The organism is Vibrio penaeicida, assembly GCF_002933855.1.
GTDB classification, from domain to species: Bacteria; Pseudomonadota; Gammaproteobacteria; order Enterobacterales; family Vibrionaceae; genus Vibrio; species Vibrio penaeicida_A.
Map to the genome: position 1 here is coordinate 84590 of NZ_BFAQ01000055.1, position 13606 is coordinate 98195.

The 13606-nt window shown below is 45.0% G+C and carries 13 protein-coding genes; 10 read left to right on the top strand and 3 right to left on the bottom strand.

The window, feature by feature from the left end:
• Positions 1-25 precede the first annotated feature (25 nt).
• The 3 genes from VPNCDNU1_RS26415 to VPNCDNU1_RS26425 form a co-directional block, all read right to left on the bottom strand.
• A complete protein-coding gene (locus VPNCDNU1_RS26415) occupies positions 26-847 on the bottom strand; it encodes a CbbQ/NirQ/NorQ/GpvN family protein (protein ID WP_104403136.1) in 822 nt (273 codons plus the stop codon).
• Positions 848-1052: 205 nt separating this feature from the next.
• A complete protein-coding gene (locus tag VPNCDNU1_RS26420; RefSeq protein ID WP_104403137.1) occupies positions 1053-1412 on the bottom strand; it encodes a ribulose bisphosphate carboxylase small subunit in 360 nt (119 codons plus the stop codon).
• 50 nt (positions 1413-1462) lie between these two features.
• Complete coding sequence (locus VPNCDNU1_RS26425) at positions 1463-2881, bottom strand: form I ribulose bisphosphate carboxylase large subunit (RefSeq protein ID WP_104403138.1); 1419 nt, start codon at positions 2879-2881, stop codon at positions 1463-1465.
• A gap of 528 nt (positions 2882-3409) precedes the next feature.
• On the opposite strand from VPNCDNU1_RS26425, the gene fba reads away from it, so the two are divergent.
• From fba to VPNCDNU1_RS26475, 10 genes are all read left to right on the top strand, one after another.
• On the top strand, positions 3410-4474 hold the full coding sequence (gene fba, locus VPNCDNU1_RS26430; protein WP_104403139.1) for a class II fructose-bisphosphate aldolase: 1065 nt from the start codon (positions 3410-3412) through the stop codon (positions 4472-4474).
• Positions 4475-4486: 12 nt separating this feature from the next.
• Complete coding sequence (locus VPNCDNU1_RS26435) at positions 4487-5413, top strand: phosphoribulokinase (protein WP_104403140.1); 927 nt, start codon at positions 4487-4489, stop codon at positions 5411-5413.
• A 10-nt stretch (positions 5414-5423) separates the two neighbouring features.
• Positions 5424-6470, top strand: coding sequence for a class 1 fructose-bisphosphatase (locus VPNCDNU1_RS26440; RefSeq protein ID WP_104403141.1), 1047 nt, complete (start codon positions 5424-5426; stop codon positions 6468-6470).
• A 33-nt stretch (positions 6471-6503) separates the two neighbouring features.
• On the top strand, positions 6504-7196 hold the full coding sequence (gene rpe / locus VPNCDNU1_RS26445) for a ribulose-phosphate 3-epimerase (protein ID WP_104403142.1): 693 nt from the start codon (positions 6504-6506) through the stop codon (positions 7194-7196).
• A 496-nt stretch (positions 7197-7692) separates the two neighbouring features.
• Positions 7693-9534 carry an NAD(P)H-dependent oxidoreductase subunit E gene (locus VPNCDNU1_RS26450; protein WP_104403143.1) on the top strand — a complete coding sequence of 614 codons (1842 nt, stop codon included), beginning with the start codon at positions 7693-7695 and terminating at the stop codon, positions 9532-9534.
• Positions 9531-10235, top strand: coding sequence for a 2Fe-2S iron-sulfur cluster-binding protein (locus VPNCDNU1_RS26455; protein ID WP_104403144.1), 705 nt, complete (start codon positions 9531-9533; stop codon positions 10233-10235). Before VPNCDNU1_RS26450 ends, VPNCDNU1_RS26455 begins: the two co-directional genes overlap by 4 nt.
• A complete protein-coding gene (locus VPNCDNU1_RS26460; RefSeq protein ID WP_104403145.1) occupies positions 10232-10858 on the top strand; it encodes an NADP oxidoreductase in 627 nt (208 codons plus the stop codon). Before VPNCDNU1_RS26455 ends, VPNCDNU1_RS26460 begins: the two co-directional genes overlap by 4 nt.
• 53 nt (positions 10859-10911) lie before the next feature.
• Positions 10912-12378, top strand: coding sequence for a Ni/Fe hydrogenase subunit alpha (locus tag VPNCDNU1_RS26465; protein WP_104403146.1), 1467 nt, complete (start codon positions 10912-10914; stop codon positions 12376-12378).
• Positions 12362-12856: a hydrogenase maturation protease gene (locus tag VPNCDNU1_RS26470; RefSeq protein ID WP_104403147.1), complete on the top strand. Its 495-nt coding sequence runs from the start codon at positions 12362-12364 to the stop codon at positions 12854-12856. Before VPNCDNU1_RS26465 ends, VPNCDNU1_RS26470 begins: the two co-directional genes overlap by 17 nt.
• Before the next feature lie 26 nt (positions 12857-12882).
• The gene (locus tag VPNCDNU1_RS26475) at positions 12883-13386 is read left to right on the top strand and encodes a Crp/Fnr family transcriptional regulator (RefSeq protein WP_104403148.1); all 504 of its coding nucleotides are present in this window, start codon (positions 12883-12885) and stop codon (positions 13384-13386) included.
• Positions 13387-13606 lie beyond the last annotated feature (220 nt).

A 13606-nucleotide genomic window follows, 5' to 3' on the forward strand; every position in this document is an offset into this window, starting at 1 on the left:
CTCGTATCTTTGCCAATATCAGACTCTAAAAACAGCCTCTAACCGCCGTTTCTATGATTTCACAGATGTCTGGGTCATCACTAAGAGGATGAACCAGTGCCATTTTACAGGCAGTAATGGGGGTGATTCCCTTTTTAATTAACTGACCTGTGTACACCAGTAAACGAGTAGATATCCCTTCATTCAGCCCATGCCCAACCAGATTTCTAGCATGACCAGCAATACGGATCAGCCGTTCTGCTGTGTCACTGTCCACACCGGCTTCGTGGCAAATAATGGCGCCTTCAACCATCGGCTCGGGATAATCGAAGACCAGCGAGGCAAAACGTTGCTTGGTCGATGTTTTTAGATCTTTCATCAGAGTTTGATAACCTGGGTTATATGAAATCACTAGCTGGAAATCAGGATGAGCAGAGACGAGTTCGCCTTTTTTTTCGAGCGATAGGGTACGGCGGTGATCCGTCAGCGAGTGAATGGCAACTGTGGTGTCCTGACGTGCTTCAACGATTTCATCAAGATAACAAATTGCTCCGACCCTCGCTGCCGTAGTCAATGGACCATCTTGCCAGTAAGTACCGTCTTGATTGAGAAGATAACGACCAACCAAATCCGATGCAGTCATATCCTCATGGCACGATATGGTGATCAACGGTCGTTTTAACTTCCAGGCAATATGTTCAACAAAACGGGTTTTGCCGCAACCGGTTGGACCTTTGAGCATCATTGGGATACGCGCATCATACGCGGCAAGATATGCAGCAAGTTCGTCACCTGTTTCTTGATAATAGGGCTCAGTTTCAATCATGTATTGATTAAGGGTGGGTAACGCTTTGATTGCTTGATTCATCGTTTAAAGCTCCATCCTATGAGTGGAGAAAAGAGCCGGATATGAGGTATTTCACCACCTTTACCAGCTTACCTATTTTGCGTCGTCTGCTGACCTGATTTTTTGTTCCCAAATAACGGGCGCACTGGTGTGTCGCCTATGCTATTCGAAGCGAGGGTTACTCTAGGCCTAGGTTATTCGAAGTCAGGGTTATTCGAAACCTGGGTTATTCGAAGCCAGGCGCACGATAAATGACGGTTGCCATTCCCTGAGTTTGGCTTAGGTTGTCGTAGCCGATAATACGAACATGGTGATTTGGATTACTGTTATGACAGAGCTGAGCTTCTGACAGAATCTGGTCTACATTTGTCTCACCAAACATGGGGAGTTTCCACATATACCAAAAGGAGGAACTCGCTTCTTCCGGCTCTGTGTGCTCGATGGCAGGGTTCCAGCCCTGCTTCACTATATAGTTTACCTGTTTACGAATTTGCTCTGCCGTTAAACGCGGTAAGTAAGAAAAGGTTTCAAATTTTCGGCTGTGCGGGTCGGTTAGCCTTGATGGGTAATCTCTAACTTCACTCATCGTCATTCTCCTTAATGAGGTGGCTGTGAATCTGGCATAACTGTGGATTATTAAGCGTGAGCGGTATCTAGCTTGTCTACCGTATCAAACTCAAACTTAACCTCTTTCCATGTTTCCATTGCGACTTTGAGCTCGGGGCTGTGCTTCGCGGCAGCTTTCAGTATTTCTTTACCTTCTCGTTCAAGATCCTTGCCTTCATTGCGAGCTAAAGTGCAAGCTTCAAGAGCAACACGGTTTGCAGCTGCACCTGCCGCATTTCCCCAAGGGTGACCCAACGTACCGCCACCAAACTGGAATATCGCGTTGTCACCAAAAATGGAAACCAATGCTGGCATGTGCCAAACGTGGATACCACCTGATGCAACAGGGAATACACCCGGCATGGAGCCAAAATCTTGGTCAAAGAAAATGCCACGTGAACGATCTTTTTTAATGGTCCGTTCACGCATAATATCTATCCATCCAAGTGTGGCGTTGCGATCCCCCTCCAGCTTGCCCACGACTGTTCCTGAGTGGAGATGATCCCCTCCTGATAAGCGAAGACACTTTGTCAGTACGCGAAAGTGAATACCATGACGAGGGTTGCGATCGACCACCGCATGCATAGCACGGTGAATATGCAGTAACATGCCATTCTCTCGGCACCAATTTGCCAATCCTGTATTGGCGGTAAATCCGGCAGTGAAGAAGTCATGCATAATGATTGGCATGTCTAACTCTTTTGCATATTCTGCGCGACGGTACATCTCTTCCGGCGTCGCTGCGGTAACATTAAGGTAATGACCTTTGCGCTCTCCTGTTTCACTTTCCGCGCGGTGTATCGCTTCGGCGACGTAGCCAAACCTGTCACGCCACCGCATAAAAGGCTGTGAGTTGACGTTTTCATCATCTTTTGTGAAATCCAGGCCGCCTCTTAACCCTTCATAACAAGCACGACCATAGTTTTTGGCAGACAAACCTAACTTCGGTTTGATGGTACAACCTAGCAAAGCTCGACCGTATTTGTTTAGACGATCACGCTCAACAAAAATACCATTTGGTGGACCGCCACACGTTTTGACATAAGCGATTGGGAAACGTACATCTTCTAACCGTAATCCACGTATCGCTTTGAAACCAAATACGTTTCCCACTAGAGATGTCAGTACATTGACAACCGAACCTTCCTCAAATAGGTCGATAGGATACGCGACAAATGCATAGAAGGCGGTATCATCCCCAGGCACGTCCTCAATGGCATATGCGCGACCTTTGTAGTAGTCCAAATCGGTTAACAAGTCAGTCCAGACTGTCGTCCATGTTCCGGTTGAAGACTCGGCTGCGACGGCTGCTGCTGCCTCTTCTCTTGGAACACCTGGCTGAGGGTCTATTTTAAAACAAGCTAATAGATCGGTGTTCGCAGGTAGGTAAGTCGGATCCCAATAGGTTTCACGATATTCCTTAACCCCCGCCTGGTAGTTTTTAGCCATAATTATTTCCTTCTTAAAATAGTGGGTCATCAGCTCTATGGTATGAGCGCGATGTATATATATTGTTATAGGGAAATTTAAATTATGAAAATTGGAAATAGTTATGATTTCCATAAGTAAAAGTTAACTCGTTTTTTCTATATTCCTCTGTTTTCCTATGGATAATTATTAACTATTTGTTTTTATTGGGGTAAGTGGGATTTATTATTTTACTTTCTAAGCGATGCAAGCTGTATGTTGTTGATATTTAATATTACCGATTGTCATATAAATTATATTTATCATCTGGCAAATTAATTCTTATTGGTTTGTGTTGTCATGCTGTGAATTAATGATGTTAGATGATTATTCTTGAAGTCAATAATAAGTATATTGTGAATTTGTATCAGAATTTTTACCTATCTAATTTGCGAAGCTATTTATATGAAAAATTTATTTATACTAATGAAGAATTGAGTAATAAAAATAACCAAGTAATAAATGGGTCCAATTTAAATTATTCTTTCTTAGGATAAGGAGACAACTATTATGGCGTTAATAAGTCTTAGACAAATGCTCGATCATGCAGCGGAATACAGTTATGGCGTACCTGCATTTAATGTGAATAACATGGAACAAGTCCATGCCATTATGCGTGCAGCAGCAACCTGTAATGCACCTGTTATTTTGCAAGCGTCTGCCGGTGCTCGGACATATGCAGGTAGTACATTTCTTCGTCACCTGATGTTGGCAGCTGTCGAACAGTGGCCACAGATACCTATTGTTGTCCATCAAGATCATGGTGCGTCACCAAGTGTGTGTTTACAAGCGATTCAGAACGGATTTACGTCCGTGATGATGGACGGTTCGTTACGAGATGACATGAAAACGCCAGCTAGCTACGAATATAACTGTGAAGTTACCCGACAAGTCGTAGAGATCGCCCATGCGGGGGGCGTTTCTGTTGAAGGTGAACTCGGCTGCTTGGGTTCGCTAGAAAGTGGTATGGCGGGAGAGGAGGATGGTTCTGGAGCAGAAGGCAAACTGGAATGGGAGCAACTGTTAACCGACCCAGAACAGGCGGCCGAATTTGTTTCGATGACCGATGTTGATGCATTGGCGATTGCCATCGGTACCAGTCATGGCGCGTATAAATTTACTCGAGAGCCGACTGGAGACATTCTCGCGATAGATAGGGTTAAGGCTATCCATGCACGTATTCCTAATACTCATCTTGTCATGCACGGTTCTTCTTCCGTACCACAGGATTGGCTCGCCATTATTAATGATTTCGGTGGTGACATGGGGCAAGCCTATGGTGTCCCTGTTGAAGAAATTGTTGAAGGGATAAAGCATGGAGTGAGAAAGGTGAATATTGATACCGACTTACGCATGGCGAGTACGGGGGCGGTTAGAAAGTACTTGTGTTTGAACAGAGAACAGTTTGATCCACGTAAGTTTCTGCAAGCGGCTACGGATGCAATGCAAGCACTGTGTCTAGAGCGCTACGACGCGTTTGGCTGTACAGGTATGGCTTCGAAGATAACACCAATCAGCCTGGAATCAATGGCATCCCGTTACCAATCTGGAGACTTAGCCGCAATCACAAGCTAAGGAGTACTCATTATGTCTATTAAACACCCCATTATTGCCGTTACCGGATCTTCTGGTGCCGGAACGTCAACGGTAAAAAATGCTATGGAGCAGATTTTTCGGCGAAACAGCTATAAAGCAGCAATCGTCGAAGGTGACAGCTATCACCGATACGACCGTACAGAGATGCGATCACGCCTTGATAAGGCTCAGAAAGATGGAAGGAACCTCAGTCACTTTGGTCCAGAAGGTAATCTCTTTAAGGATCTTGAAAAAACACTTAAAACCTATGGCGAAACAGGATCAGCGAGATTTCGACATTACGTCCACAATGAAGAGGAAGCACAACAGTTTAATCATCGGGTTGGCACTTTTACGCCGTGGGAGTCTATTCAGGAAGGTACTGATCTGCTGTTTTACGAAGGTCTGCATGGCGGTGTGGTGACCGAATTTTGTAACGTTGCTCGTTATGTGGATTTGCTTATTGGTGTTGTCCCGATAGTGAATTTGGAATGGATTCAGAAAATTCACCGTGATACCAGCGTACGTGGGTACAGCCGTGAAGCGGTTACTGACGTCATTTTACGTCGTATGCATGACTACGTACATTACATCACACCTCAATTTTCCTGTACTGATATTAATTTTCAACGCGTACCTATGGTCGATACGTCGAACCCGTTTATTGCACGTGCTATTCCTACATTGGATGAAAGTATGGTCGTGATTCGGTTTCAGGATCCAAAGAAAACGGGTGTTGACTTCCAATACCTGTTGAACATGATTCACGGCTCGTTTATGTCCCGACGTAATAATATTGTTGTTCCCGGAGGGAAAATGGGGCTCGCTATGGAGCTTATTATGCAGCCTCTGATTGAAGATTTAGTATTCCATGGTTCAAACCGAGTTAGTGTCGAAACTACTCATGATCGTTTCGCCAAAAATGAAATAAGAGCATAAGGAGGTTGTGATGAGAAAAGGAATTACGTTTACTCGATTTATCATGGAAGAGCAGCGCCGCATTCCGGAGTCCACTGGTGAGTTTACATTGCTCCTAAACGCCATTATCACTGCCTGCAAAGAGATAGCAGACGACGTTAACCGTGGTCAGCTTATTGATGTGTTAGGCAGTACAGAAAGTGAAAACATCCAAGGGGAAACACAGAAGAAATTGGATGTAATCACTAACGAGATCTTACTGCGATCACTTGAGTGGTCTGGTCATCTTGCGGGGATGGCGTCTGAAGAGATGGAAGATGTTTATCAGATCCCGAAGCGATACCCAAAAGGAAAGTATTTGTTGGTATTTGATCCGCTAGACGGTTCATCAAATACCGATGTCAATGTCTCGATCGGGACGATTTTCTCTATCTTACGTTGCCCTGAAGGCGTGAGTGAACCAACGGAACAGGATTTCCTACAATCCGGAGTACGTCAGGTTTGTGCAGGTTATGTGCTTTATGGACCGTCGACAACACTGGTTCTTACAGCAGGGCATGGCGTGAATGGATTTACGCTCGATCATGATATTGGAGAGTTCATTCTTACTCACCCAGCAATGACCATCGCCCCAAAAACAAGCGAATTTGCCGTCAATGTTTCTAACCATCGTTATTGGGACAATGTCATTCGCCGCTATATCGATGAACTGATTAAAGGCGAGGACGGACCAAGGGGACGCAACTTCAATACCCGCTGGATCGCATCAATGGTGGCAGAGGTTCATCGCATTCTGATGCGAGGAGGTATCTACCTCTATCCCGCAGACAGTCGAGAAAATATAAAAAATGGTCGTTTGAGGCTGTTGTACGAAGCAAATCCGATGAGCTTTATTATTGAGCAGGCTGGTGGAGCGGCGACAACCGGCCACAAGCGCTTGCTTTCCGTTGTTCCTGAGTCACTACACCAGCGTGTACCGGTGATTCTTGGTGCCAAAGAAGAAGTTGAACGATTGACGCGCTATTACAAAGAAACGGATGACTCAAACCAATTGAATTTGAAAAAGCAAACAAGTTGAACCTGAAAGATCAAACAAAGTAGGAAGAGAACAATGAAACCATGGATAGCCCCTTCGATTTTAGCCGCCGATTTTGCTTGCTTAGGTAAAGAAGTCGAAAAAGTGATTGATGCTGGCGCTGATCTAATCCACTTCGATGTTATGGACAACCATTTTGTGCCGAATTTGACTTTTGGTCCGGATGTTTGCGGTGCCTTGCACCAGCATTTACGCAAACGTGATATCGCCGCACCGTTAGACGTTCATCTTATGGTTGAACCTGTTGATCAATTGGTCGAGAGCTTTGCAAAAGTGGGCGCAGAATGGATTACCGTCCACCAAGAAGCGTGTCCGCACCTCGATCGTACACTGCAACTCATTCATAGCTGTGGCTGTAAAGCCGGTGTTGCACTTAACCCTGCAACTTCGCCTGAAACGATCAAATATGTGATGGACAAAATTGACCTCGTTTTGGTTATGTCGGTCAACCCTGGATTCGGGGGACAAGTGTTTATTGACTCGGCATTCGACAAAATAGCGCAAGTCAAAAAAATGATTGAAGCATCGGGTCGTGGAATCCGCTTGCAGGTTGATGGAGGAGTTAACCTAGATAATGTTGCGCAACTGGCAGAAGCAGGTGCAGATTGCTTTGTTGCTGGTTCCGCTATTTTCCGAACTCCAGATTACAAGGAAACATTTGCAGCGTTTCATGAAGCACTCGAATTAGCCTCCCAAAAGACTGAGTGATTTTGGAACCATGAAGGAAAAAGTATCCATTAGGCGAAAATTGGATTGCGCCTAATAACTGGAAGTTGAGTAACCAGTCTAAGAAAAAAGTGGAAGGGAATTGAGTATTCAGCCACTTCTAGGTAACAAGTGTTCACTTTTATCTATCTGAAAAAAAGAACAATTAACATTTATTTAACTAATGGCTTGCCCTTTGCATAACCCCATAACCTAAGGGAAAAACACGAAAGTGACACTCGTTTCAGCGAGTGGGGTTATCAAGGATGGAATTAAGCACAGCGCACGCTTGCGTCGTTGTCTTTTATTCGAGAAACATTTTTGTCGAGAAACACGTTTTTAGCTTTCCTCTAGCCATACAGTTTTTTCCTCTAGTCATACTGATTGAGTCTCATCAGATTCTCGAATTAGTAACAGCAAATAAAAATTAAATAATTGAATTACTGGGAAGTGGCTTGGATGAGCTGGTAGCCGGCAATACGTGACAAGGAGTGCACATATGAGCAATGACGTATCTTCAATTTTAAACCATTATCAACATCGCCGAGAAAGGCTAATTGATATGCTATGGCAAGTTCAAAACCAAGACGGATTTATCTCCCCGTCAGCAGCAGAAGAGTTAGCTACTGGTCTAAACCTGTCTTTTCTGGATGTACAGGAAACACTGTCGTTTTACCACTTTTTCCATGACAGACCATCTGGTGAGCACAAAATCTATCTTGCCGATACCGTGATCGCACGTATGAATGGCTACGAAGCGGTTCGAGAAGCGCTGGAAGAGGTGGTTGGGTGCCAGTTTGGAGCGGTTTCAGCAGATGGTCGTTTTGGACTCTTCGATACCCACTGTATTGGATTATCTGATCAAGAGCCCGCGATGCTGGTTGATGGCGTTCCCTTTACAAACCTTGATCCCGAAAAAGTCCGATCCGTTATCACAGCCTTGCAAAACGGCACTACAGCGCAAGCTTTAGCAAATCCGCAACAGTTACCGGACGATACGATTGAATATATTGAAGCCCTAGCGGGGAGTCAGATCCATCAATCGGGTCCGATTTTCTTTCAAGATGATTTTGATATAAAAGCTGTTGTGACTGATATTCTCGCTAAGCGTCCTGAGGAAGTGGTTTACTCCACCAGTGCCTCAAAGCTACGTGGTCGTGGTGGTGCCGGTTTCTCTGCAGGATTGAAATGGCAGCTTTGTCGTGACGCACCAGGGAAGGAAAAATACCTGATTTGTAATGCGGATGAAGGGGAGCCAGGTACTTATAAAGACCGAGTGATTTTGACAAAAAGTCCGGAACAAGTGCTTGCAGGTATGATTGTAGCGGCGTATGCCATTGGCGCTAAAGAGGGGATACTTTATCTTCGTTCAGAGTACACCTATCTCGTGCCATACCTTGAGAAAAAATTGAGCGTTTTGAGAAGCCAGAATTTATTGGGTGATCAAATACAGGGTAGAACGGACTTCAGTTTTGACATTCGTATCCAATTGGGGGCTGGAGCCTACATATGTGGCGACGAGTCTGCGCTCATTGAATCTTGTGAGGGAAAGCGAGGAACACCTCGAGTTAAACCACCTTTTCCAGTTCAGCAAGGGTATCTCGGTCAACCCACCGCAGTAAATAATGTAGAAACGTTTGCCACCGTTGCAAGCATTATGCAAAAAGGGGCGAAGTGGTATGAGGCGATGGGAACAAACTCCTCTGCGGGCACTCGATTAATCAGTGTGGCTGGAGATGTAGAGAAACCGGGTATTTATGAAATCGAATGGGGTTCGACGCTCTCTGACGTATTGTTACTAGTCGGTGCACAGAATGCCCGCGCGGTACAAGTCAGTGGTCCTTCCGGTGAATGTGTTTCCGTGTCTAAAGGTGCGCAAAGAACGTTTGACTACAACGATTTATCCTGTAATGGCTCGATGATGGTGTTCAATCACCAGCGGGATCTGTTAACCATCGTACGTGAGTTTATCCACTTCTTTGTGGAAGAGTCATGTGGGATTTGCGTTCCTTGCCGTGCTGGTAATGTGGCGCTTTACGACAAACTTAATTTAGTCATTGCAGGTCACGCCGTTGAGGAGGATCTAGATGAAATTATTGCTTGGTCGAACATCATACACAGTACAAGCCGTTGTGGTCTGGGGACGACATCTCCTAAACCCATTCTGACAACCCTGAACCAGTTTCCGGAAATCTACCAAGAAAAGCTCACTCAGCAGCAAGGTCCTTTATTGGCGTCCTTTGATCTCAATGAAGCGATGGAAGGATATGCGGTGGCATCTGACATCCTGATGCCGAAGACAAGGAAAGGCACTGTGGAAGCACCGGAGGCAGTCAAATGACAATTAAACTCACAATTGATGGAAAGACCGTAACCGCGGAAGAAGGTCAGGGGTTGATTGATGTCGCCAATGACGCAGGAGTATACATCCCATCATTATGCTACCAACGAGGAAAACCTTGTTTGGGAACGTGTAGGGTCTGTACTTGTAAGGTGAATGGTAATGCCGTCGCTTCATGTACGGTACCGGTTCAAGATGGGATGGTTGTGGAAGTGGAAGAACCTGAAGTTCAAGATATGCGTAAGGCATTGATTGAATTATTGTTTGTAGAAGGTAAACACAATTGCCCAAGTTGTGAAAAGAGTGGTAGGTGTGATCTTCAGGCTGTCGGTTACGAAGTCGGCATGATGGTGTCTCGTTTTCCATATCGTTTTCCCATCACCGAAAATGATTTCCGCGCCGATAACATTTGGTTAGAGCGTGATCGTTGTATTTTTTGCCAGCGCTGTGTGGAGTTTATTCGTGATGAAGATACTGGGCAGAAAATTTTCAACATCAGTCATCGAGGAGCAAAATCTCGGATAGAGATAGACGTTGAATTGGCGAACAAAATGAGCGAAGAGCAGACGAAATCCGCGATGGATATCTGCCCAGTAGGCTGCATCCTCAAAAAGGCGGTGGGGTTCGATGCTCCGATAGGTAAACGGAAATTCGAGATCGAAACCGTTCGTGAACGCGCTTTAAGAGGAGAACACAAATGAATACGAGTAATACCAACGTGATTTACTCTCACGAACTACCTAAGACTCCGCTGGATGCGGAAACGAAGGCACTTCGTGAAGAAAAGATTAAAGTGGCCATGATCGGGTTATGCGGTTGTTGGGGCTGTACTCTCTCTTTCCTCGATATGGATGAACGCATCCTCGGTTTACTGGGAAAAGTAACGATTACTCGTTCATCCATTACTGATGTGAAGCGTATACCAGAGCGATGTGTGATCGGGTTCGTTGAAGGAGGCGTCGCTAACGAAGAGAATATCGAAACGCTTGAGCATTTTCGAGAGAACTGCGATGTCCTTATATCTGTCGGTGCTTGCGCTGTATGGGGCGGTGTTCCGGCTATGCGCAATCAAGTCAGTTTAACCGAATGTTTAGAGGAAGCTTACATCTCTTCAACGACACGTCCACCTGGCTCGGACAATGTCATCCCTCATATTGATGTTCCTCGTATCACAACCAAAGTATACCCCGCGCATCAAGTTGTAAAAATGGATTACTTCATACCCGGTTGCCCACCTGATGGGGACGCCATTTTTAAAGTCTTGGATGATTTCGTGAATGGTCGTGAAATCGACTTACCATCATCGATAAATCGGTATGACTAACACATCGGTATAGCTAACACATCGGTATAGCTAACACAATGGAAGGGATTCTCATGAGCAGAACATTGGTGATTGATCCGGTTACCCGAATAGAAGGGCACGGCAAGGTAACACTTCAACTTGATGACAGCAATAAAGTAACAGACGCAAAACTGCAAGTTGTCGAGTTTAGGGGGTTTGAGCGATTTATTCAGGGGCACCCATATTGGGAAGCCCCAATGTTGTTACAACGCATTTGTGGTATTTGTTTTGTGAGCCACCATTTGTGTGGCGCGAAAGCACTTGATGACATGGTCGGCGTAGGATTGAGTGATGGCATCCAAATGCTGCCTACGCCAGAAAAAATGCGTCGTTTAGGGCATTACGCACAACAATTGCAGTCACATGTTACGGCGTATTTCTACCTGATCGCTCCGGAGATGGTGTTTGGAATTGAAGAGGCACCAGAAAAACGGAATATCTTAGGGCTTGCTGAAGCAAATCCTGATTTAGTTAAAAGAGTGATTGAGCTTCGTCGCTGGGGACAAGAGCTTATTCAGGCGGTATTGGGTAAACGGATGCACGGGATCAGCTCCATTCCGGGAGGAGTGAATAGCAGTATGTCTGAGGAGCAAAGGGATCGTTTTCTAAACGGTGACAAAGACATTCTTTCAATCGATCAAGTCATTGATTATGCGCAAGATGCTCTTGATCTTTTTTATGATTATCATGAAAAACATAGGCAAGAAATTGACAGCTTTGGTGTCGTGGAAGCTTTGGATATGTGTCTTGTAGACGAAAACGGAGACGTTGACTACTACCACGGTACATTGAAAGTTATAGACAAAGACAAGAATACGGTTCTAGAAACGGATTATCATAACTATCTTGATTACTTCTCTGAAGCGACAGAGCCATGGAGCTATATGAAGTTCCCTTACCTCAAGTCTTTGGGTAGAGATAAGGGTTCCGTTCGGGTTGGCCCGCTCGCACGGGTTAACGTAACGCGCCGTTACAACACACCTTTAGCTCAAGAAGCACTGGAAAGCTTTCATAGTTATACACACGGTAAAGCGAATAATATGACGCTACATACCAACTGGGCGAGAGCGATTGAAATTCTTCATTCTGCAGAACTGATTAAAGAGTTGTTGGTTGATCCAGACTTACAAGGAGAGCAACTGATCATCACCCCAGAAAAAGGGGCTTGGACGGGAGAGGGAATTGGAGTTGTTGAAGCACCTCGTGGAACGCTGCTTCACCATTATCGCGCTGATGAAGCCGGTAATATGACGTTTGCCAATTTGATCGTCTCTACCACTCAAAACAACCAAGTGATGAACCGAACGGTGCAGTCAGTGGCACAGGACTGGATTTCGGGTAAACCAGAGATCACTGAAGGTATGATGAATGCAATCGAAGTAGGGATTAGAGCCTATGATCCCTGTTTAAGTTGTGCGACTCATGCAATGGGGCAAATGCCGTTGAAAGTCTCCCTTATTGATAAATCAGGGAGGCTATTGGATGAAAAATACAGATAGTCCGATACCACTTAACTCGTTTGACCTAATCTATGGAATTGGCAATATCGGTAGGCAAGATGATGGTTTGGGATGGGCTTTTATTGATGAAATTGAAAAGAAGTACGATATCAATGGCGTACTGGTTCGACATTATCAGCTCTTTTTTGAAGATGTGGATTTATTGCGGCGCCACAAAAGAGTGTTGTTTGTTGATGCCACAAAATGCTCTGATACCGAGAGTTTTTCCCTATCAAGAGTCGAGCCAAGACTGGATGATTCATTTACTTCACATGCCATTACGGTGCAGACTATTTTAGCTCTGTGCCACAACGTGTATCAGTCGTATCCGGATGTTTGGCTGTTAGCGATAAAAGGTGATGAATGGGAGCTTAAGCTTGGTCTTACTGATCGTGCACGGAAAAGGTTAAATCGCGCTATCAATGAGGTGATGACGGTGGGTGTTTATCCGTGCGGGTTGGCGATGGCTAACGTTTAAGTCTTATTAAATCAAGGAGTGAAGTAATGAACAAACCTCAAATAGAGCAAGTAGTGAAGCAGATAATTCAGGCACCGATAGGCTCCTATATTGGCGAGGAGGGAGCGCAGGTACTCGCTCAGCGAGCAGCTCGAATTGAAAAGCTGAAAGATAGTGCATTTTTATATCATCAGGGAGATTCAGCAAGCAGTTTTTATATGGTCACGACTGGTCGGCTTGGATTAGTAAGGGAGAACCAGAAAACGGGTAAAATTACGCTACTGCATGTACTTGAAGAAGGCGATCTGATTGGTGAGCTGAGTTTTATTGATGGTGAACCAAGAAGCGTGTCTGTGCAGGCGCTCGGCGAAGCATCTGTCTTATGCTTTGATCGGCAGGATATCGACCCATTAATTGATGAGTACCCAAAAGTTATCTTTAACTTTATGCGAGCGATTGTGAAACGGGTTCATCACACGGTGTCAGCTATCGGTCAGCAGCAATCTGAGCTAACGCATTATATTGCCACCGGTGGCAGAGGTCGTTCGTAATTCCGTCTAGCTATCCAGCCTTATACAAGGCGTAGGTAGCCATATTCACTGCTTACGAAAGTGATAATTTTCCGACAAATGGAATTCGCCAACCGAGCCCTTATGCTGATGCTAGGGCTCTTTTCTTATGTTCCCTCCATAAATCCCAGAGTAAATATGAATATGCCAACTGAACAGTTTCTTTGCAGTTTTGAAAAAATTTGCAAAGAAACTGTTCAGT

Excerpts from the sequence above, each read along its gene's own strand:
- VPNCDNU1_RS26415 (WP_104403136.1), bottom strand. The coding sequence starts at position 847 with ATGAATCAAGCAATCAAAGCGTTACCCACCCTTAATCAATACATGATT.
- VPNCDNU1_RS26420 (WP_104403137.1), bottom strand. The coding sequence starts at position 1,412 with ATGAGTGAAGTTAGAGATTACCCATCAAGGCTAACCGACCCGCACAGC.
- VPNCDNU1_RS26425 (WP_104403138.1), bottom strand. The coding sequence starts at position 2,881 with ATGGCTAAAAACTACCAGGCGGGGGTTAAGGAATATCGTGAAACCTAT.
- fba (WP_104403139.1), top strand. The coding sequence starts at position 3,410 with ATGGCGTTAATAAGTCTTAGACAAATGCTCGATCATGCAGCGGAATAC.
- VPNCDNU1_RS26435 (WP_104403140.1), top strand. The coding sequence starts at position 4,487 with ATGTCTATTAAACACCCCATTATTGCCGTTACCGGATCTTCTGGTGCC.
- VPNCDNU1_RS26440 (WP_104403141.1), top strand. The coding sequence starts at position 5,424 with ATGAGAAAAGGAATTACGTTTACTCGATTTATCATGGAAGAGCAGCGC.
- rpe (WP_104403142.1), top strand. The coding sequence starts at position 6,504 with ATGAAACCATGGATAGCCCCTTCGATTTTAGCCGCCGATTTTGCTTGC.
- VPNCDNU1_RS26450 (WP_104403143.1), top strand. The coding sequence starts at position 7,693 with ATGAGCAATGACGTATCTTCAATTTTAAACCATTATCAACATCGCCGA.
- VPNCDNU1_RS26455 (WP_104403144.1), top strand. The coding sequence starts at position 9,531 with ATGACAATTAAACTCACAATTGATGGAAAGACCGTAACCGCGGAAGAA.
- VPNCDNU1_RS26460 (WP_104403145.1), top strand. The coding sequence starts at position 10,232 with ATGAATACGAGTAATACCAACGTGATTTACTCTCACGAACTACCTAAG.
- VPNCDNU1_RS26465 (WP_104403146.1), top strand. The coding sequence starts at position 10,912 with ATGAGCAGAACATTGGTGATTGATCCGGTTACCCGAATAGAAGGGCAC.
- VPNCDNU1_RS26470 (WP_104403147.1), top strand. The coding sequence starts at position 12,362 with ATGAAAAATACAGATAGTCCGATACCACTTAACTCGTTTGACCTAATC.
- VPNCDNU1_RS26475 (WP_104403148.1), top strand. The coding sequence starts at position 12,883 with ATGAACAAACCTCAAATAGAGCAAGTAGTGAAGCAGATAATTCAGGCA.